The 20347-nt window shown below is 70.2% G+C and carries 13 protein-coding genes and 1 pseudogene; 5 read left to right on the top strand and 9 right to left on the bottom strand.

Annotated features, from left to right (window positions below; translation table 11 throughout):
* Window positions 1-162: 162 nt before the first annotated feature.
* Window positions 163-948 (bottom strand): annotated as a pseudogene (locus tag HMPREF9058_RS13835) (DUF6049 family protein); the annotation flags it as partial.
* Window positions 949-1016: 68 nt separating this feature from the next.
* Entirely contained in the window at window positions 1017-1526 is a 510-nt protein-coding gene (locus tag HMPREF9058_RS08130) for an NUDIX hydrolase (protein WP_003788538.1), read from the bottom strand.
* A 203-nt stretch (window positions 1527-1729) separates the two neighbouring features.
* On the opposite strand from HMPREF9058_RS08130, the gene HMPREF9058_RS08125 reads away from it, so the two are divergent.
* From HMPREF9058_RS08125 to HMPREF9058_RS08115, 3 genes are all read left to right on the top strand, one after another.
* Window positions 1730-3217: a CCA tRNA nucleotidyltransferase gene (locus HMPREF9058_RS08125; protein ID WP_043538005.1), complete on the top strand. Its 1488-nt coding sequence runs from the start codon at window positions 1730-1732 to the stop codon at window positions 3215-3217.
* A 10-nt stretch (window positions 3218-3227) separates the two neighbouring features.
* Entirely contained in the window at window positions 3228-4427 is a 1200-nt protein-coding gene (locus HMPREF9058_RS08120; protein ID WP_009406727.1) for a Gfo/Idh/MocA family protein, read from the top strand.
* A 156-nt stretch (window positions 4428-4583) separates the two neighbouring features.
* Entirely contained in the window at window positions 4584-6092 is a 1509-nt protein-coding gene (locus HMPREF9058_RS08115; protein ID WP_009406828.1) for a glycoside hydrolase family 36 protein, read from the top strand.
* A gap of 740 nt (window positions 6093-6832) precedes the next feature.
* On the opposite strand, the gene HMPREF9058_RS08110 is transcribed toward HMPREF9058_RS08115, so the two are convergent.
* Window positions 6833-7759, bottom strand: a complete 927-nt coding sequence (locus HMPREF9058_RS08110) for an ADP-ribosylglycohydrolase family protein (protein WP_009406745.1) — start codon at window positions 7757-7759, stop codon at window positions 6833-6835.
* Window positions 7760-7894: 135 nt separating this feature from the next.
* The gene (locus HMPREF9058_RS08105) at window positions 7895-9334 is read right to left on the bottom strand and encodes a DUF4832 domain-containing protein (RefSeq protein WP_254654107.1); all 1440 of its coding nucleotides are present in this window, start codon (window positions 9332-9334) and stop codon (window positions 7895-7897) included.
* A 388-nt stretch (window positions 9335-9722) separates the two neighbouring features.
* Here HMPREF9058_RS08105 and serC point away from each other — a divergent pair, with 388 nt between their 5' ends.
* Together serC and HMPREF9058_RS08095 are read left to right on the top strand one after the other, a co-directional pair.
* The gene (gene serC / locus HMPREF9058_RS08100) at window positions 9723-10802 is read left to right on the top strand and encodes a 3-phosphoserine/phosphohydroxythreonine transaminase (protein ID WP_009406859.1); all 1080 of its coding nucleotides are present in this window, start codon (window positions 9723-9725) and stop codon (window positions 10800-10802) included.
* A gap of 141 nt (window positions 10803-10943) precedes the next feature.
* On the top strand, window positions 10944-12134 hold the full coding sequence (locus HMPREF9058_RS08095; RefSeq protein WP_009406788.1) for a phosphoglycerate dehydrogenase: 1191 nt from the start codon (window positions 10944-10946) through the stop codon (window positions 12132-12134).
* A 188-nt stretch (window positions 12135-12322) separates the two neighbouring features.
* On the opposite strand, the gene HMPREF9058_RS08090 is transcribed toward HMPREF9058_RS08095, so the two are convergent.
* The 5 genes from HMPREF9058_RS08090 to HMPREF9058_RS08070 all read right to left on the bottom strand — a co-directional run bounded on the left by HMPREF9058_RS08090 (window position 12323) and on the right by HMPREF9058_RS08070 (window position 20347).
* Window positions 12323-13504: a Fic family protein gene (locus tag HMPREF9058_RS08090; RefSeq protein WP_254654106.1), complete on the bottom strand. Its 1182-nt coding sequence runs from the start codon at window positions 13502-13504 to the stop codon at window positions 12323-12325.
* A gap of 480 nt (window positions 13505-13984) precedes the next feature.
* Window positions 13985-16030 carry a Stk1 family PASTA domain-containing Ser/Thr kinase gene (pknB, locus tag HMPREF9058_RS08085; protein WP_009406930.1) on the bottom strand — a complete coding sequence of 682 codons (2046 nt, stop codon included), beginning with the start codon at window positions 16028-16030 and terminating at the stop codon, window positions 13985-13987.
* Window positions 16027-17154 carry a serine/threonine-protein kinase gene (locus HMPREF9058_RS08080; RefSeq protein WP_009406845.1) on the bottom strand — a complete coding sequence of 376 codons (1128 nt, stop codon included), beginning with the start codon at window positions 17152-17154 and terminating at the stop codon, window positions 16027-16029. Before HMPREF9058_RS08080 ends, pknB begins: the two co-directional genes overlap by 4 nt.
* Window positions 17151-18653, bottom strand: coding sequence for a penicillin-binding protein 2 (locus tag HMPREF9058_RS08075; protein WP_009406764.1), 1503 nt, complete (start codon window positions 18651-18653; stop codon window positions 17151-17153). The genes HMPREF9058_RS08080 and HMPREF9058_RS08075 overlap by 4 nt, the downstream gene beginning before the upstream one ends.
* Entirely contained in the window at window positions 18650-20347 is a 1698-nt protein-coding gene (locus HMPREF9058_RS08070) for an FtsW/RodA/SpoVE family cell cycle protein (RefSeq protein WP_009406895.1), read from the bottom strand. The genes HMPREF9058_RS08075 and HMPREF9058_RS08070 overlap by 4 nt, the downstream gene beginning before the upstream one ends.

The following is a 20347-nucleotide window of genomic DNA, read 5'->3' as shown; positions in this document are numbered from 1 at the left end:
CGCGGTCGGGGCCGACGACGCGGAGGAGTCGGCGCTCTGGGGCGCCTGAGGGGAGGCATCCGGCGTGGAGGGCTGGGAGCTGCTGTTGCGGGCGGCCTGCTCGAGGCTGGCCGTGGTGACACCGAGGGCCTCGATCAGTGCCGGGTCGACGGCGACCACGACGCCGTCGCCGGCCATGCTCACCAGGCCCAGGACCCGGTTGTGGATGCGACTGAGGGCCTCCGTGCGCTCCTGGGTATGCGGGGCGGACAGCACCGCCATCTCCTGAGCGGAGGCGGTCACCGGCAGGAAGACGGTCATGCGCACCGGCGCGACGGAGGTGCCGCTGTCCCACACGAGGATGCTGCGGTCCTGGGCCAGGGAGACGTCCTGGGTCGCCAGGGCGACGGAGACGCCGCGCGGCCCCCACTGGTCAGTGCTGACCAGCGGCAGCTCGTCGGCGGGAATGGTGATGGAGAACTGGGAGACGCCCCCCGGCTGGAGGTCGTGACCCAGTGGAACCGTGAAGGGGTCGGACAGTCCCGACTCGTCGGTCCCGGTCAGCCACTTGCTCAGGCCCCGACTCGTGGCCTCCGTGGATCGCTGCACCCGCGTCACCAGGTCCGCCCCGGTGATGGTCTGAGCGGTTCCGTTGGTGATGGTGCCGGTCAGGTTGAGGTCCTGGTCGCTGTGGAGCACCTCGGGGGCCATGGCGTCGATGCTCACGGTCACCTGGTTGGTGGTCTTGTCCTTCTCCGCCGGGGCGGATGGGGTGGCCGTCGTTGAGGCCGACGTCGCGGACGGCTTCGCCACAGCTGCCGGGGCGGCCGGGGCAATCTCAGCGGAGAGCCCGGCGGACTGCGCGAGCGGGAGTGTGCCGGAGCCCTGGTCCGCCTCGGCCACGGGCAGGGCGGCCACCGGCCACAGCACCAGGCCGGCCACCCCCAGTAGGGCGGCAATGGTCACCATCGCCCTGCTCCGCAGCCGGGAGCCCAGCGTGGTGACCACCTTCGCGTACACAGAGGCGGCGGTGCCCGTCATCCATCCCCCACCAGGATGTCCCAGGCCGCGGCCACGATACGGCGCTCGTTGGGGTAGGCCAGGCGATGGGAGACGTCGTCGAGGGCGACCCACTCGACGTCCTCGGCCTCATGGTCCGGGTCGTTCTCCGTGGTCAGCGTGCCGCTGACCGCCTCCAGCAGGAAGTGGTGCACCACCTTGTGGACGCGGTGCTCGTGGCCGGCGAACCAGTAGTCGATGGTCGCCAGGTGGCGAAGAACCCGACCGGTGATCCCGGTCTCCTCCATGATCTCGCGGACCGCGGCCTGCTCGGGGGTCTCGGCGCCCTCCAGGTGCCCCTTGGGCAGGCACCACTCCAGGCGCCCGCCCCGGTTGCGCCGGGCGATGACCGCGGTGAAGGCCTGCCCGTTCTGAACGTCGACGACCAGGCCGCCGGCACTGGTCTCATTGACGATGGGCAGGGCGCGTGCACTCGCCCGGTGGGCCGGGTTTCCGGCGCGGGGCGTGCGAGTGCGTGGAGAGGGCATGGGGACACTCTAGGGCGTCCGGGCCGCCGGGCGCCGCTGGCCGAGTACGTCGTCGCACACAACTGCGCCATCCGCGGACGGACGTGAGGGGGCGACGGCGGTCGGTGGCGGCCGTGGCCGGGGTGCGGGATGGTCCTCACCACAGGGCGGCGGAGGCCGAGGACGACGGCGCACCGGTGAGGGTTCATGGCAGGCTTGGGCCGATGACTGCGCACCCCGCTCCCGCTGACCCCGCCGACTCCCCGGAAGCCGCCGAGAACCGCGGCCTGACGCCCAAGGCCCGTCAGGCGCTCGAGGGCCTGCCCCCCGCCCTGGCGGCCCTGGGGCACGCCTTCGTGCGCGCCGGGCACGAGATCGCCCTGGTCGGCGGGCCGGTGCGGGACGCCTTCCTCGGCGTCGCCCCCCACGACCTGGACCTGACCACCTCGGCCCGCCCCGAGCAGACCGAGAAGATCCTGGCCGCCTGGGGCGAGACCACCTGGGACGTGGGCCGGGCCTTCGGCACCATCGGCGCGCGCAAGGGCTCCACCATCGTGGAGGTCACCACCTACCGCACCGAGGCCTACGAGGTCGGCTCGCGCAAGCCCCAGGTGACCTATGGCGACACCCTCACCGGGGACCTCACCCGCCGCGACTTCACCGTCAACGCCATGGCGCTGCGCCTGCCCGACCTCGAGCTCGTCGACCCCTGCGGCGGCCTGGCCGACCTGAGCGCCGGCATCCTGCGCACCCCCGTCAGCGCCGAGCAGTCCTTCGACGACGACCCCCTGCGCATCATGCGGGCCGCCCGCTTCGCCGCCCAGCTCGGCTTCGACGTCGAGATGGACGTCATGACCGCCATGGAGGAGATGGCCCCCCGCCTGGAGATCGTCTCCGCCGAGCGCGTGCGCGCCGAGCTCGAGCGCCTGCTCATCAGCCCCTGGCCCCGGCGCGGACTGGAGCTCATGGTCCACACCGGCGTGGCCGATGTCGTCCTGCCCGAGCTGAGCGCCCTGCGCGAGACCGTCGACGAGCACAAGCGCCACAAGGACGTCTACGAGCACACCCTGACCGTCCTGGACCAGGCCATCGACCTGGAGACCGGGCCCGACGGGCCCGTCCCCGGCCCCGACCTGGTGCTGCGCCTGGCCGCCATCCTCCACGACATCGGCAAGCCCGCCACCCGCCGCTTCCTGCCCGACGGCACCGTCACCTTCCACGGCCACGACCACGTCGGCGCCCGGATGACGGCCAAGCGGCTGCGGGCCCTGCGCTTCGACAAGCAGACCATCAAGGACGTCTCCCGGCTGGTCGAGCTCCACCTGCGCTTCCACGGCTATGTCGACGCCGCCTGGTCGGACTCGGCCGTGCGCCGTTACGCCACCGACGCCGGTCCCCTGCTGGAGCGCCTCCACCGGCTCACCCGGGCCGACGTCACCACCCGCAACCGCCGCAAGGCCGCCATGCTGGACCGCGCCTACGACGACCTCGAGGAGCGCATCGAGGCCCTGCGCGCCGCCGAGGAGCTGGCCGCCATCCGCCCCGACCTCGACGGCGGCCAGATCATGGCCGAGCTCGGCGTGGCCCCCGGGCCGGTCGTCGGCGAGGCCTACCGTTTCCTCATGGACCTGCGCATGGAGAAGGGGCCCATCGGCGAGGACCTGGCCCGCCAGGCACTGCGCTCCTGGTGGGCGGCCCGCCAGAAGAGCTGAGGGAGACAGAGTGCTTGAAGCCTCAAGGGAGCTGCGGGTCGGTGTCGTCGGCATCGGGGCCCGCTGCTACCTGGCCGCGCTCGCGGACTCCTCGCCGGTTCCGGCCCGGCTCGTGGTCGCGGCCGACACCGCCTCCGACGCCGTCGAGCGCGCCCGGCGGCTCCTGCCCGAGGGCGTGGCGGTCGTGGCCGACCACCGAGACCTGCTGGGGTTCGGGATCGACGCCGTCGTCCTGACCACGCCCGACGACACGCACGAGGAGCTGGCCCACTTCTTCCTCGAGGCCGGCATCCCGGTCTACCTGGAGAAGCCCCTGGCCATCACCATCGAGGCCGCCGACCATATCTTGGAGACCGCCCGGCGCACCGGCACCCGCCTCTACGTGGGCCACAACATGCGCCACATGGAGGTGGTGCGGCTGCTGAAGTCGATCATCGACTCTGGGCGGATCGGCGAGGTCAAGGCCATCTGGTGCCGCCACTTCGTGGGCAACGGCGGCGACTACTACTTCCGCGACTGGCACGCCGAGCGCCGCCACGTCACCGGCCTGCTGCTGCAGAAGGCCGCCCACGACATCGACGTCATGAGCTGGCTGGCTCACTCCGCGCCCGCCCGCGTCGTCGGCATGGGCGGACTCATGGTCTACGGGGAGGCCGAGCGGCGCCCGGCTGGCACGAGCGCGGGCACCGTCATGCAGGACTGGTTCAACCTCGAGCACTGGCCGGCCGACGAGGTGGACGGGCTCAACCCCGTCATCGACGTCGAGGACCACTCCATGCTCATGATGACCATGCGCAACGGGGTCATGACCTCCTACCAGCAGTGCCACTTCACCCCCGACTACTGGCGCAGCTACACGGTCATCGGCACCCGCGGCCGGGCCGAGAACCTCGGTGACGGGGCCGGCGACGTCGTCAAGGTGTGGACCGAGCGCACCGAGCACTACGCCGAGCGCGCCACCCAGGAGTACGTCATCGCCGAGGAGGGCACCGGGCACGACAGCGCCGACCAGCTCGCCATCGACGAGTTCCTGCGCTTCGTGCGCGACGGCGGGGCCACCGAGGTCTCCCCGGTCAGCGCGCGCGACGCCGTCGCGGCGGGGGTGCTGGCCACCCGGTCCCTGCGCTCGGGCTCCGTGCCCTTCGACGTGCCCGAGCTCGACGCGGAGCTGGCGGACTACTTCCACCGCGGGCAGCACAACTCTCACTGATCGACGGAAATCTCATCAACGACGCGGCTCCGCGTCATCTTTGAAGAAAATGTCGGTCTGTACGGTCGGTAGCACGTACAGTGCGAGCCGGGCGGTGCCGGTGCCTCGCGGGGGACCCGAGCCGCGGGCAGGACAGGCCGGAGCCGAGGAGAGCGCATGATTCACCACATCACCCTGACCGGGCGGAGCATCGCCCTGGCCTGCGACGGCACGGTGACCACCCAGCACGGGGCCGGCGGCGCCACCGGCGCGGTCTATGTCGAGGCCTCCCACCTGACTCTCCTGCATGACATGCGCGACGGCGAGTTCTACCGTACCGGCCAGAACTCCTGGTCTCCGTCGGGCTGGCGCCGCCTGAGCGAGGCGCCCATGCGCATCGCCGACGAGCAGCGCCGTCGGACCGCCGACGACGCCCCTTGGGACGATCCGGCCCGCCACCACTCGGCCTGGATGGCGGTCCTGGAGGACTCTGCCGGGGCGCTGCTCGTGGGCTGCCTGGACGGGCGCACGCCGCGGCTGCGCGCCGACACCGCGGTCCTGGAGGCCTTCACCGAGTCCGGCGACCCGGCGCGCTGGGTGATCCTGCCCGGCCCGGCCACCGCCGTCATGGCCCGCTACGCGCGCGAGCTCGGCGAGAGCCTGGGGGGCCGGGCGATCGAGCCGCAGAGCGTGTGGTGCTCCTGGTACTCCTACTACGAGGGCATCTCGCAGGAGGCCCTCGAGCGGGAGATCCCGCAGGTCGCCGAGCTGGGCTTCAAGACGCTTCAGATCGACGACGGCTGGGAGGTCGCGGTCGGCGACTGGGAGGCCGGCGAGAGCTTCGGCGACGGCATGGAGGCCGCCGCGACCCGGATCCGGGAGGCCGGCATGCAGCCGGGCCTGTGGGTGGCGCCCTTCATCGCCCTGCCCGGCTCGCGGGCCGTGCGCGACTACCCGGAGATGTTCGTCCACAACGCCGACGGCGGACTGGCCGTGGCCGGCTCCAACTGGGGCGGCGACTACTACGCGCTGGACACGACCCACCCCACCGCCCAGACCTACGTGCGCAAGCTCATCGCCAAGATCGTCCACCGGTGGGGCTTCAGCTACCTCAAGCTCGACTTCATCAACGCCGCCGCCATCCCCGGCTACCGGCACCGCCAGATCGACCGGGAGGAGGCCTACCGCACCGGGCTGCGCCTCGTGCGCGACACGGCCGGGGAGGAGACCTTCCTGCTGGGCTCCGGGGCGCTCATCATGCCCTCCATCGGGCTGCTCGACGCGGTGCGGGTGGGGCCGGATGCGGCTCCCATGTGGGAGAACTACGCCTCCGACGACCTGTCCGACGCCAAGGCCTACAATGCCCTGCACGCCGGCATCAACCGGCTCTGGCTGGGGCGGGTCATCGGGGTCGATCCCGACGTCGTCTTCTTCCGCCACCGCCGCAACCTCCTGGACGACACCCAGATGCAGTGGCTGCGCGACGTGGCCGAGGCCAGCCGCTACCGGTGCCTGTCGGACCAGATGACCTGGCTCGACGAGGAGGAGAAGGAGGCCGTGCGCGCCTACCTGGCCGCCGAGGACGAGCCCCTGGAGATCCTGGGCCGCTACCGCTTCAGCCTGGGTGAGCGCGAGATCGACCTCACCGAGGCCATCCAGGGGGCGCCGTCGGCCTACCCCCTGTGAGGCGGGGCTGGGACGGCGTCGGGGCCGGGAGTCGGCTGGGCTGGAGCCGGTTGAGGCTAGGCGGATCGCTCCATCGACTGTTTGGTCCTCTCTTGATGATCTGTTTGGTCGCCTCTTCGCAATCCGTTTGGTCGCCTTTTCATGATCTGTTTGGTCGCCTTGGTGCGTGTGCATCGCTCTCTTGAGGCTCCGCAAGTCATTTCCATGCCAGCACAGGAGATACCGGTTGGTGGCCGTTTTGTGCTTGGGCCCGGTCGGCTGGGCCAGGGCGCCTACTGCACGAGGGTCGGGTGCTACTGGAAGAGGGTTGGGGATACTCCACCATGGGCGGGCGTTCGTGCAGTACGCACAACCTTCGGCCAGTAGATCCCCACCCTCGTGGAGTGGGCCGGTCCGAGGCGGGGCGGGCTAGCGCCGATGTCGAGCCACCGCCGGGAGGCTGCGCGGGAACCAGGCGAGAACCAGAGACGGCCGGTCAGAGGTCAGGCTGGGGAAGGCGGGGCCGGCCCCTGAGGTGAGGGCGCCCGGCCCGGCCACCAGGACCTCGCCAGACCTCGCGGAGTCGAGCACGTCGGCAGCTCAGTGTCCACGGAGCTGACATTAGCGGTCCCGCCGTCGAATCGCCCAGCGGGAATCGTTGGAATTCCGCGGTTCTTTCTTGGATTATGGCATCGGTGTGGCGTTAATGTCAGCCTTGTGGACACTGACGCCCCGCCAGGCCGCCGTGAACGCCCTGCTCCTCAGCCGGCTGCGACCTCGAAGGTTCCGACCCGCTCCGCGATCCCCGCCGCTAGGTCCTCGATCATCCTGGCGTCGTGGAGGCGTGTCCGCCAGCCCTCCGGGATTGCGCTGCGCCCGTAGAGCGCCCCCGCCAGCTGCCCATAGATGGCCCCGACGGTGTCGGCGTCGTCGCCCAGGTTCACGGCCAGCAGCGCCCCGTCGAGGAAGGTGTCGGTGCGGGCGAGGGCCCACAGTGCCGCCTCCATGCTGTGCAGGACGTAGCCCGACGACGAGATGTCCTCGCGCTCCTTAACCCGGTAGGAGCCGCTCAGGATCGACGCCAGCGCGGGGCTGGTCACCTGCTCGGCCAGGCCTGCGGCCAGTGCATACAGTTGGGCGTGCGACGCCCCCTGGATCGCGGCTGCTATCAGCCGGCCGTAGGCCCCGCACCCCTCGACGCACTCGACGGCGGAATGGGTGGTGCGCGAGCTGTCGGCGCAGAACCGTCCCGCTGCCTCGAGGTCGTCGCAGAAGGCCATCGCGACCGGTGCCAGGCGCATCAGCGACCCGTTGCCGGCGCTCATTCCACCGACCTCCTCACGGTAGGGCTCGCCGGTGGCCTCGAACTCCTCCAGGGCGATGAGGGTCTGGTTGCCGATGTCGAAACACCGGCCCGTGCTGCTGAGGTACCCGTCGCGATACCAGCGGACGAACCGGGCCAGCTGGTCGCGGGGATCGTAGGCCCCGGTCTCGACCAGGCTCGCGGCGATGCACAGCGCCATCGACGTGTCGTCAGTCCACTGCCCGGGTGCCAGACCGAACACCCCGCCGCCCACCATGTCGGTGACGGGTGGGAAGGAGTCGCGGGCCTGGAACTCGACGGTGGTGCCCAGGGCGTCGCCCACTGCCAGCCCCAGGAGGCTGCCCAGAATCCGATCCTCATGCATGGGGTCACAGTACAGAGGATGCCGGTGGATGACCGGAGGATGACGGCCCCCAGCGCGGCCGCCCGGACCCGGGTCGGGGCGCCCGGCCCCGGGTGGGGGCCGGGCGCCCGCCAGGACTCCGCCGTCGGGCCCCGCCTACTTGGTGGGGGTGCGGCCCAGGGTGAGGTAGCCGGGAAGCGTCTGGTCCTGGCCGGCGCTGGAGAAGCGCAGCGGCTGGCCCGAGTCCAGCGGGTTGACCACGCGCACCAGGATCGTGTTCTGTCCGTCCGGGTCTGCCGGGAGCTGCCCGGAGAAGGTCTGGGACTTGCCGACCGCGACCTTGCGCAGGTCACCGCTGAGCGTGGTGCGCCCGAGCTCCATGCCGTTGGAGGTGTTGATGGCCACCGCCTCCACGTTCCAGTTGTAGTAGAAGGGCGCCACCCCGTTGTTGGCGATCTGCACCTCGACCTTGCCGTTGCGCATCCGCCAGCGCGCCACCGCCAGGTCGTAGCCGGTCTCGGCGGAGGCCTGCACGGTCCGCTCGCGCTCGGAGCCGTTGAGGGTCGTGGTGAAGGCCCAGTTGTCCACCAGCCAGCTCGCGTGCGTGGCCTTGATGGAGGCGTTGATGTCCACCGTTCCTCCGTTGGAGCCCGAGGCCATGCAGGTGCCCGGGTTGCGCACGGAGCACTCCTGGATGCCCGGGTAGACCTCGCCGCCGATCGGGTGCTGCTGCCAGGCCTGATCCGCCTTGGCCTCCTTCAGCTTCGGCAGGAAGTGCCAGTCGGCGGTGTCCATCGTCGCGTAGCCGAAGGAGTCGTCGTGGTAGCCGACCCCGCGCTTGACCGTCTCCGCGGACGGGTAGCGCGCCAGCGTCGGCGTCACCTGGAAGGCGCTGTCCCAGGTGTCAACGAGGGTGTTCTGGTTCGCCGCCGACGGCATCCAGTTCTCGCCGGAGGGGTTCTCGCCGGAGACCTTGCCGTTCATCGGGTAGGTGTGCCCCTCGCCCCAGAAGCCCACCAGGCCGTGGGTGATGAAGGCCAGGCGCGGGTCGCCGTCGTACTGCTGGCCCAGGGCCGAGACGAAGCCGGTGAGCATCGACATCATCTCGGGGTCGTTGTAGTCCGGCGCCAGCGACTGGCCCGGCGCGTTGCCGTGGAACGTGTAGTCGTGGGTCGGCACCGCGTGGGAGCTCAGCAGATAGGCCGGGATGCCGCTGGGGCGCCCGGGGTAGTCGACGTAGAAGCGCAGCACCGCCTGGTGTCCGCGCGAGGCGATGGCATTGAGGTGCGCATCGAGCCTGTCCCAAGAGTACGAGCCGGGCCCGGCGACGACGTCGCTGACCGGCAGCGTCAGCCACTCCATCGTGTGGGGCGGGGCGTTCTCCTGCAGCGCCGGCGAGTGGGAGGCGTCCGCCGGCGCGAAGGGCATCATCCCCTTGAGCGGGTTGGCCTCCGGCGTGGCCGCCGCGGAGACCTCGATCCAGGCCCGGTTGCAGTTGCAGGCCCGGAACCCGGTGGCCAGGGACACCACGGCGACGAGCGCCATGAGAATGGCGCCCAAGCGCGGCTTGCGCCCTCTGCGGAGCCGGTCGAGCACCTGGTGTCCCAGGGAGGGAGTGCGATCGGAACCTGGGCCGTGCGATTGCTGCGCGGCCGCCGACGTGGAGCCGGAAGCTGCTACAGAAGTGGTCTCGTCGTGCTGTGAATCGATCATAAAAACTTGTCAGGTAGGGACTTGGGCGTGGGTAAACCCTACCGGCCAGTTGAGCGGTCCACCTGTGCTATCGCTGACAACGTGCTCGGTTGACGGGGTGAAGGGCCTGTGCCACCCGTACTTTTGGAGGACATGAGAATTTCGTGTTGTGCCGCGTTCTGGTCGCGTTCCGGCCGCATTCCGGCAGCGGTCCGGCTGCGTTCCGACGTCGGCGGGCGACGCCATGCGGGACGACATTGCCGCCGCGCGCATAAGCGGCCATGATGACTCCGTGCGCGTTTTCAATTTCTCCGCCGGTCCTGCCCAGCTCCCCCTGCCCGTCCTCGAGCAGGCCGCCTCCGAGCTCACCAGCTGGGGCGGATCGGGAATGTCCGTCCTGGAGGTCTCCCACCGCGGGGCCGACTTCGTGGCTTGCGCGGCCGACGCCGAGGCCACCCTGCGCCGCCTCCTGTCCGTCCCTGACAACTACCGTGTGCTCTTTCTCCAGGGCGGGGCCAGCGCCCAGTTCGCTGGCATCCCCCTCAACCTGACCGCCCCCGGTGACACGGTTGCCTACCTCAACACCGGCCAGTGGTCCGCCAAGGCCATCAAGCAGGCCGGCGCTTACGAGCTCGATGTCGTCGTGCCCGCCGACGAGGCCGCCTCCTCCTACACGACCACCCCCGAGCCCGGCTCCTTCACGGTGCCCGAGGCGGCCCGCTACCTGCACTACACGCCCAACGAGACCATCGGCGGCGTCGAGTTCGACTACGTGCCCGATGCCGGCGAGGTCCCGTTGGTGGCCGACTTCTCCTCCACGATCCTCTCGCGGCCCATCGACGTCTCCCGCTACGGCCTCATCTACGCCGGGGCTCAGAAGAACATGGGCCCCTCGGGCCTGGCCGTCGTCATCGTGCGCGAGGACCTGCTGGGGCACGCCCGCCCGGTGACCCCGACCGTCCTGGACTACCAGAAGATGGCCGACGCCGACTCCATGCTCAACACGCCCCCCACCTTCGCCATCTACCTGCTGGGGCTCATCGGCCACTGGATCGAGGACGGCGGCGGCCTGGAGGCGATGGCCGAGCGCAACCGCGCCAAGGCCGAGCTCCTCTACGGCTACATCGACTCCTCCGACTTCTACGCCAACCCGGTTCAGGAGCGCTCGCGGTCCTGGATGAACGTGCCCTTCACCCTGGCCGACCCCGCCCGCGACGCCGACTTCCTGGCCGGCGCCGAGGCCGCCGGGCTCACCAATCTCAAGGGGCACCGCTCCGTGGGCGGCATGCGCGCCTCCATCTACAACGCCATGCCGATCGAGGGCGTGCGCGCCCTCATCGACTACATGACCGACTTCGCCGCCCGGGCCTGAGCGCCCGCCGGCTCGCCATCCCGGCCGTCTCGCCGGGCCTGCGGGCCCGACCGGTTTGCGGGCCGGCCATCGGCCTGCGGGCCCGACCACCTGTCCGCCACGACCTTCCCCCACCCGGACCGCTCTGCAGAAAGTACTTCCGTGACCACCAGCAGCGTTGACCACAAGTTCCGCATCCGCACCCTCAACGCCATCTCCGGGGCCGGCCTGTCCCGCCTGCCCGACGAGCTCTACGAGGTCGGCGGCTCCGTGGAGGAGCCCGACGCCCTCCTAGTGCGCTCGGCCAAGCTCCACGACACCCCCATTGAGGAGTCGGTCCTGGCCGTGGCCCGCGCCGGCGCCGGCACGAACAACATCCCGGTCGAGGCGCTCACCGAGCGCGGCGTACCCGTGTTCAACACCCCCGGCGCCAACGCCAACGCCGTCAAGGAGCTGGTCCTGGCAGGCCTGTTCATCGCCTCGCGCAACCTCATCCCGGCGGCCCGCTTCGCCCACACCCTCGAGGGCGACGACGCCGAGATCGCCAAGGCCGTCGAGGCCGGCAAGAAGCAGTTCGTCGGATTCGAGCTGCCCGGCCGCACGCTCGGCGTCATCGGCCTGGGGGCCATCGGCGTGCAGGTGGCCAACGCCGCCCTGGGGCTGGGGCTCAACGTCGTCGGCTTCGACCCGGGAATCTCCGTGGAGCACGCCTGGCACCTGAGCGCCGAGGTCGAGCGGGCCGACTCCATGGAGGAGGTCTTCCGCCGCGCCGACATCCTCACCGTCCACGTGCCCCTCATCCCCGCCACGCGCGGACTCGTGAGCACCCAGCGCCTGGCCCTCATGAAGGAGACCGCGGTGCTGCTCAACTTCGCGCGCGCCGAGATCGTCGACACCGACGCCGTCGTGGCCGCCCTCGACGAGGGCACGCTGCGCGGCTACGTGTGCGACTTCCCCTCCACGCAGGTCCACAAGCACCCCAAGTGCATCTCCCTGCCCCACCTGGGCGCCTCCACCAAGGAGGCCGAGCGCAACTGCGCCATCATGGCCGCCGACTCCCTGCGCGGCTTCCTCGAGGACGGCCAGGTCCACAACTCGGTGAACTTCCCCGAAGCCGTCATGGCGCGCCAGGAGGGCACGCACCGGCTCGTCATCGTCAACCGCAACGTGCCCAACATGGTCGGCCAGGTCTCCACGATCGTGGCCCAGCACGGGCAGAACATCGCCAACCTGCTCAACAAGTCGCGCGGCGAGCTGGCGGTGACGCTGGTCGACGTCGAGGGCGAGATCGAGCCCAAGGTCCTGGAGGAGCTGCGCGCGATCGACGGCGTGCTGTCCGCGCGCGGCATCTGAGCCGGGGTCCCGCGCGGCCGGGGCCCGCGTGGCCGGGGACGTCCTGCGCGTGCGGGGACATTCTCTTTCGGCCGGGGACCTCTCGCGCGTGCGGGGACGGGATTGCTGTCCCCGACGGCGTCGAATGCCCCCGCCCGGAAGGACACGCACCCGGCCGCGTGGAATGTCCCCGCCGTGACGACGTCCTGTCAGACGTCCGCGGGAGCCTGCCGGCGCCCGAGTCCCTCGGCCACCTCATCCATGAGGTCCAGGACGTCCTGAGCCCTCCAGGCTCGGCGACCCCGGGAGACCTGGTAGCCCCGAACGACGCCGGCGTTCTCCAAGCGCTCCAGCGCGCGCCGCGCCGCCTGCTCCGACACTCCCACCGCAGCGGCCGCCCCGCGAACATCCGTCACCGGCTGGGAGACCAGATGACGTATGAGGTCGCGGTCGGGGGTCCCGGCACGGGAGGACACACGAGCTTGCATCTGCCTGTGCACGTCGTCGAGCTCCCGGCCCGCCCAGGCCCCGAGCTCCGCGGCGCGTTGTGCCGCATCGATGAACAGGTCAACCATCGCGAGCGGCGCCCCTGCTCGGTACTTGTCCAGGGCTCGGAAGTAGGTCCCCACATTGGTCAGGAGGATCGCCGACAGCGGCAGCGGCGCGTTGAGGGACAGTCCTTCCCCCGACAGGATGACGTGAATCAGCGCCCGCCCGGTGCGGCCGTTGCCGTCCGCGAAAGGATGGATCGTCTCCAGCTGGGCGTGCGCCAGCGCCGCCTTGGTCAAGGGCGGCAGGTCCGAGCGCCGCAAGAAGGAGAGCAGATCCTCCAGTGCGGTCGGTACCTGTTCATGGTGAGGAGGGACGAACATGGCTCCTGCCGGGGACAGGTCCGAGCCACCGATCCATACCGGCTCTTGCCGGAGACGGCCTGCGATGGTCGGGGCGGAGTCCCCCAGCAGGGCCTGATGCATGGACAGCAGGGAGCCGAGGTCCAGGGGCCAGGGTGCTCCGGTGGCTGTCTCCATCGCCCGGGTGTTGGCCACGATGAGGGCGGCGTTTCCGCTGTTGCGGTCGCTGCCGAAGGTCTCCTCCTCCACGATGCGGCGTGCCGACGACGTCAGGCGCTCAATGCGTGAGGATGCGCTCGACTCGCTGCGCAGAAGCAGGGGTGTGAAGGGAAGCAGGGCGCAGGCCGCAGTCGCATCGAAGCGTGCTACCGCCGATACCGCAGCCGCTTCACGTGCCATGACCTCGGTGGGGAGCTCGACCGCGGCGTCGGCGATGTTCGGTACGACGGCCGAGTCGTAGGAACGTGGCAGACGAGAGCGTTGCCGAGCGCTGAGGGCAGCACCGTCCCGGGGGCGCCAGGGCAGGGTCTCCCAGGTCACGCGCGGCCATGAGGAAGTGGCGGCTGCATGAACCATTTCTGACACCCCCGGTTAATCCGATGACAGTTCACCACCATAAGTGTCAACAGAATGTGTGTCGAGTCTTGTCGGTACTGCAGCGGGGGACATTTCTGTGCGGCCGGGGACGTCTCGCGCGTGCGGGGACGGGATTGCTGTCCCCGACGGCGTCGAATGCCCCCGGCTGGAAGGACACGCACCCGGCCGCGTGGAATGTCCCCGTCGTAGGCGGGGGTGCCTCCGCGACGGAAACCTGGGGCAGCTGTCCGCACAGACGGAATGCCAGAGGACCGGCGAGGTGCATCCTGCGCAGGACAGCCGCACCTCCGGGGCTGACGTTGATCGTCACCATACGACCCCATTGAAAGGACGTGACTGGTATCCCAGGCCAGGAAAGCCTGGAGCACCAGTCACCTGGGCGAAGGGGACACCCCTCGCACGGCGCCATGGACCGTCAAGCGCTCAGCCGACGCCGTTGTTGGCGCCCCCACCGCCGGGATTGGGGTTGCCCGGCTGCTGCTGGTTGTTGTTGTTATTGTTGTTGTTGTCACCGTCTTTACCGGAGGAGACCGTGAGCGTGACGGTGGAACCGGCACTCACTTTAGTACCAGCCGTCGGGTCGGTACCAATGACCTTATTGCGCTCCACCGTGTCAGAGGTCTTGGTAACCGTGGTGACGTTAAGTCCGAGCTTCTGCAGATCGGCAGTTGCTTCCTCGACGGTCTTCCCGTTGAGGTTACTGGGAATCGTCACTTTGGCCGCGCCGCTGGAGAAGCTCACGGTGATCGTGTCTCCTGCGGAGACGCTGGTGCCCGCGGCCGGGTTGGAGGAGACGGCCTTGCCGCGCTCGACCTCGGCAGAGGCCACGTCGTCGCCCTTCTTGAACTGCAGGCCGGCGTCCTCGATGGACTTCTTCGCCGTGGCCTCGTCCTGGCCCGAGACGTCGGGGACGGAGGTGTTCCCGGTGGAGAGCACCAGGTCCACCGTGGTGCCGCGCGCAACGGAGTTACCCGCCTGTGGGTTGGTGTAGATGACCCGGTCCTTCGCGACCGTGGCGGAGTCCTCCTGGGAGGTGTTTCCGCCCTCGAGTCCGGCCTCCTTGAGGGCCTTGCGGGCGTCCTCCTGGGTCTTGCCGGACAGGTCGGGAACCTTGACCATCGCCGATCCGGTGGAGAAGTGCACGGTGACGGTGGAGCCCGGCTCGACCTTCGTGCCCTTGCCCGGGTCGGAGGAGACGGCCAGTCCCGCACCGACCTCCTCGTTGGCGACCTCGTCCTTGGCGAACTTCAGGCCGGCGTCCTCAATGGTCTTCTTGGCCGATTCCTCGTCCTGACCGGAGGTGTCGGGGACCTCCACCTTGCTGATGGTCGGACTCGGCGTCGGGGTGGGTACGTTGTCGAAGGCCCCCGAGGCCCACCGTCCGGCGACGACGGCCAGCGCCACGAACAGCAGGAACACGAGGACCCAGATCCAGGCGTGGCTCTTGGGCTTCTCCTCGGGTTCTTCGGCCTCCTTGGCCGCCTGCATCGGAGAGGCCCCGGAGGGCACCTGGGCGAAGGAGGAGGTGGGCTGAACCGGTTCGGCGGCCGGTGAGGCCATGACTGAGGTGGCCGGGGACCAGGAGTCGGCGGCCGGCGCGGCCACGGACATGCCCCGGGCGGCCGCCTGCAGGTCGGCGCGCATGTGGGCGGCGTCCTGGTAGCGGTCCTCCCGGCTCTTGGCCAGCGACTTGAGGATCACCCGGTCCAGGGACTCGGGCACATCGGCCGCCAGCGAGGAGGGGCGCTTGGGAATCTCCCGCACGTGCTGGTAGGCGATGGCCACGGCGGAGTCGCCCTGGAAGGGCGGCTGGCCGGTGAGCAGCTCGTAAAGGAGACACCCGGTGGAGTACAGGTCCGAGCGGGCGTCCACGGACTCGCCGCGGGCCTGCTCCGGGGAGAGGTACTGGGCGGTGCCCACCACCGTGTGGGTCTGGGTGACCGTGGAGGCGGAGTCCTCGATGGCCCGCGCGATGCCGAAGTCCATGACCTTCACGGCGCCGGTGGAGGTCAGCATGATGTTTCCGGGCTTGATGTCGCGGTGGACGATCCCGACCCGGTGGGAGTACTCCAGGGCGTCCAGGACCCCGGAGACGATCTCCGCGGCCTCCGCGATCGGGACGGCCTCGCCCTCGCTGAGGAGCTCACGCACCGTGTGCCCCTCGATGTACTCCATGACGATGTAGGGGACCGTGCGGCTGGCGCCACCGGGCTGGAGGAGCTCCTCCTCCCCGGAGTCGTAGACGGCGACGACGGCGGGGTGGTTGAGGGCCGCCGCGGACTGGGCCTCCCGGCGGAAGCGGGCCTGGAAGGTGGGGTCGCCGGCGATGTCCGAACGCAGCAGCTTGATGGCTACGACTCGCGACAGGCGAGTGTCGTAGCCGAGGTGCACCTCTGCCATACCACCACGTCCGATGAGGTCGCGGATCTCGTAACGGCCCGCGAGGACCTGGGGGAACTGACTGGTCACAGTACCTCCTTGACAGGGATGCTCAGCATCAAGGCTGGCACGACCTGATGCGCATGGGCAAGCGTACCTGTGCTGTGCAGGGTGATGAGCGAGAGCGCCGGGATGAGGGCCCTGAGCGTCAGCAGGTTGAGGCCGAGGAAGGAGCGTCCCGAGGCGTGCCGGGCGGTGCGCGACGGCGTCGGCTCCTCGGCCGCGTGACGGCCGGGCCGCACGGTGGCGGGCCGGGGCAGCTCGCGGGTCTGCGGGCCGCGGCGGCCAGTGGACTCCCAGCTGAGTGCCTCACGGGGATCCCACGCGTCCGTGGGCAGGTTCACCACCGCCCGGTCCAGGGCGCGGGCCACCTCGCGGGCGGAGTGCGGCCGGTCGGAGGGCTTCTTGGCGAGCAGCTTGAGGATGATGGCCTGGACCTGGGGCGGGACGGCGTCGGGGAGGGCGGGCACCTCCTCGTTGACGTGCGCGAAGGCGATATCGACCTGGGTGGCTCCGCTGAAGGGGCGCCGCCCCACCAGGGCCTCGTAGGCGATGATGCCCAGTCCGTAGAGGTCGCCGGCCGGGGTGGCCATGTTCCCCATGGCCTGCTCGGGGGCGAGATACTGGGCGGTGCCCATCACCATGCCGGAGGCCGTCAGCGGGCGCTGGTTGATGCCGGTGGAGATGCCGAAGTCGGTGAGCTTGGCCAGGCCCTCGCGGTTGATGAGGATGTTGGAGGGCTTGACGTCCCGGTGGACGACGCCGGAGTCGTGGACGACCTGCAGGGCGCGGGCCACCTGCGCCAGGACCGGCAGGATCTCGGCGGGCGACAGGGTCCCCTTCTCGGCGATGATGTCGGACAGGGCGCGCCCCTGGACGAGCTCCATGATGAGCCAGCCGGTGCCGTCCTTCTCCCCGGAGTCCAGGACGACGGCGAGGTTCGGGTGGCGCAGCCCCTTGGAGTTCTTGGCCTCCGCACGCAGGCGGGACAGGAAGATCTCATCACCGGTCAGCTCGGGGCGCAGGATCTTGGCGGCCACGGCTCGGCCCGAGCGCAGGTCGGTGGCGCGCCACACCTGGCCCATGCCGCCCAGAGCGATCTGCTCGACCAGCTCGTAGCGGCCCTGGAGCTGGAGCCCGGCAACAGGTTTCACTGGTTCACCGCCGCATCGATGACCTGGGCGGCGACGGGGCCGGCGATCTTGCCGCCGGTGGCGCCGTCCTCGGTCTCCGCATTGCCGTCGAGCACGACGGCCAGGGCGATCTCAGGCTTGTCGATGTCGGTGCCGGCGAAGCCCACGAACCAGGTGGTGGGGCCGCTGTCCGTGCCGGTCTCGGCGGTACCGGTCTTGCCGGCCACCTGGACCCCGCTGACCTGGGCGCTGGTGCCCGTGCCCTCGGCGACGGCGGTCTGCATGAGGGAGGACAGGGAGGAGGCGGTGGCCGAGTCGATCGGGGTGCGGGCCACCTTCGTGGAGGTGGAGCTGACCTCGTTGAGGTCGGGGTCCAGGATGCGCGAGACCAGGTAGGGGGTCATCTGCTCGCCCTTGTTGGCCACGGTGGCGGCCACCATCGCCATCATGAGCGGGGTCGCCTGCACCGAGGCCTGACCGATGCCGGCCATCGCGGTCTGCGCCTGGGAGTCGTTGTGCGGGTAGGTCGACGGCGTGACCTTCAACGGGATGGACAGGTCGGAGTCGAAGCCCCAGTTCTTCGCCTCCTTGGAGAGCTCCTCCTCGCCGACGTTCATGGCCAGCTGCGCGAAAGGAGTGTTGCAGGACTCGGCGAAGGCGTGGGAGAAGGTGGTCCGACCACCGCCGCAGGACTCCCCGCCGTAGTTCTCCAGGGAGTGGCTGGTGCCCGGCAGGGTGATGGTGTCGGGGGCGTCGACCTCCTGATCGGGCTTGATCTTGCCGGTGCGCAGCGCCGCCGCCGTGGTGAGGATCTTGAAGGTCGACCCCGGCGGGTAGCGGTTGCCGGCGATGGCCCGGTTGTCCAGGGGACGGGAGGAGTCCTGGCTGAGGGTCGCATTGGCCTCATTGGCGGCGTTCCCGTTGCGGGTCGCGAAGGCCGAGGGGTCGTAGGAGGGGGTGGAGACCAGCGCCAGGATGGCCCCGGTCTTCGGGTCCAGGGCGACGACGGCGCCCTCACGCCCGGCCAGGGCGTCGTAGGCGGCCTGCTGGATCTCGGGCTTGATGGTCAGCTCCACGGCCCCGCCCCGCTGGGAGTCACCGGTGATGAGGGTCTTGATCCGGGAGGAGAACAGGGAGGGGTCATCCCCGTTGAGCACGGAGTTGCCCTCCTTCTCCATGCCGGTCATGGAGGCGAAGGCGGGAGAGAAGTACCCGGTCACCGGAGCGTAGAGCGGTCCGTTGGCGTAGACGCGCTGATAGTCCTCAGATCCCTGGCCGTCGTCGGACTTCTGGGTGCTGGCGATCGTGGTGCCGCCGGCCAGGAGGATCGGGCCCCGCTCGGTGTCGAAGTTGCGGCTGACGGTACGGCGGTTGCGCGGGTCGGAGTTGAGGGCCCCGTTGGCCGACCACGACTCCCACACGGAGGGGCGGGCCAGGCCCTGGACGCTGGTGACGGACAGGGCCAGCGTGGCGAACATGACCAGCACCAGGAAGGCGACCTGACGGATCTGTCGGTTCATGGCAGCTGCCTCCTGTCAGTGTCGTCGGTGAAGCCCGGGGCCCGCGATGAGCGCAGGGTCTCCCCGTCCGGTGCGGTGTGCGGCGGAGGCGGCGCCTCCGGACTGACGGCGACGGCGGGGCGGGCGTCATCCTCCAGGCTGCCGAAGCCGGGTGCGGCCGACGGGGAGGTGTAGCCCCCGGCGTCGGCCGGTGCGCCTCCAGCCGGTGCGTCATCAGCGGCCTGGGCCATCGACTCCTCGGCCCCGGCGTCCTGGACCCGACGGCGCAGGGACAGCGGCAGCTCGGCGGTGTCGATGATCCGCGGTGCGTGGGTGGCCGGCCGCCGGGCGGCGTCGGACAGGCGCAGCAGGAGGGCCAGGATGATCCAGTTGGCGATGAGTGAGGAGCCGCCGTAGGCCAGGAAGGGCAGGGTCAGTCCCGTCAGTGGGATGAGCCGGGTGACACCGCCGATGACCACGAAGATCTGCAGGGCGATGGCGAAGGACAGGCCCACGGCCAGGAGCTTGCCGAAGCCGTCGCGCAGCGAGACGGCGGTGCGCAGTCCCCGCTGGATGAGGACCAGGTAGAGCATGAGCAGGACGAGCGTGCCGGTCAGCCCCAGCTCCTCACCCAGTGAGGCGAAGATGAAGTCGGAGTTGGCGAAGGTGACCAGGGTCGGTGAGCCCTTGCCCCAGCCGGCGCCCATGAGCCCGCCGGTGGACATCCCGAACATGCCCGTCAGCAGCTGCCAGGAGCCGCCCGCTGCGTTGTACACGGCATTGTCGGTGGCGTGGAGCCAGCCGTTGATGCGCTGCTGGACGTGGTTGAGGTGCGTGGCCGCGAACCAGGCCGCCGGGAGGAACAGGGCGGCACCGATGAGCAGCCAGGAGGGCCGGTCAGTGGCCACGTACAGGACGACGACGAACAGGCCGAACAGCAGCACCGAGGAACCCAGGTCCTTCTGGAGGACCAGGACGCAGATGCTCACGCCCCACACGATGAACAGGGGGCCCAGGTGCCGGGCGCGCGGCAGGCTCATCCACAGGACCTTGCGGCCCGCCAGGGCCAGGTTGTCCCGGTTGGCCACGAGGTAGGAGGCGAAGAAGACCGCCAGCAGCACCTTGGACAGCTCGGCCGGCTGGAAGCTCATCGGGCCGATCCGGATCCAGATGCGGGCGCCGTTGATGCTCTGGCCGATCCCTGGGATGAAGGGAAGGACGAGGAAGACCAGGCCGGACCACATGGCCCACCGGTCCCAGCGTCGCAGGCGCCGGTAGTCGCGCAGCAGGAGGAGCGTGACGGCGAAGAGGATGACGCCCAGCAGCGTCCAGACCAGCTGCTTGGAGCCCACGTAGAACTGCCACTGCTCGTTGACCTCATAGGCCAGGTCCAGGCGCCGGATCATGGCCAGGCCGATCCCGTTGAGCGCTACCGCCGTCGGCAGGAGCACCGGATCGGCCCACGGGGCGGCGTAGCGCACACACAGGTGCATGAGGACGGTCAGGACGAGGAAGGCGATGGCCACGCCCACGGTCTGCGCCGGGGAGGAGCCGGTGCGGTTGAGAGCGGTGAGCACGAAGCCGCCCAGCCCCAGGACCAGGGCGACGCCGAGCAGCGCCGCCTCCGCCCAGCGTCCCGAGTATCGGGCGACGCCGGCGGGCTGGATGGTCGCGACGCCCGCGGGGGCGCCCAGGGGACCGGGAGCAGCAGTCAT

Origin of the sequence: Actinomyces sp. oral taxon 175 str. F0384 (genome assembly GCF_000223355.1) — a bacterium.
GTDB classification, from domain to species: domain Bacteria; phylum Actinomycetota; class Actinomycetes; order Actinomycetales; family Actinomycetaceae; genus Actinomyces; species Actinomyces oris.
The sequence above is the reverse complement of the archived record's forward strand: the minus strand, read 5'-3'. Positions and strand labels throughout refer to the sequence as shown.

Bases quoted from the DNA above. Each gene is read 5' to 3' on its own strand.
- HMPREF9058_RS08130 (WP_003788538.1), bottom strand. From the start codon at position 1,526: ATGCCCTCTCCACGCACTCGCACGCCCCGCGCCGGAAACCCGGCCCAC.
- HMPREF9058_RS08125 (WP_043538005.1), top strand. From the start codon at position 1,730: ATGACTGCGCACCCCGCTCCCGCTGACCCCGCCGACTCCCCGGAAGCC.
- HMPREF9058_RS08115 (WP_009406828.1), top strand. From the start codon at position 4,584: ATGATTCACCACATCACCCTGACCGGGCGGAGCATCGCCCTGGCCTGC.
- HMPREF9058_RS08110 (WP_009406745.1), bottom strand. From the start codon at position 7,759: ATGCATGAGGATCGGATTCTGGGCAGCCTCCTGGGGCTGGCAGTGGGC.
- HMPREF9058_RS08075 (WP_009406764.1), bottom strand. From the start codon at position 18,653: ATGAACCGACAGATCCGTCAGGTCGCCTTCCTGGTGCTGGTCATGTTC.
- HMPREF9058_RS08070 (WP_009406895.1), bottom strand. From the start codon at position 20,347: ATGACTGCTGCTCCCGGTCCCCTGGGCGCCCCCGCGGGCGTCGCGACC.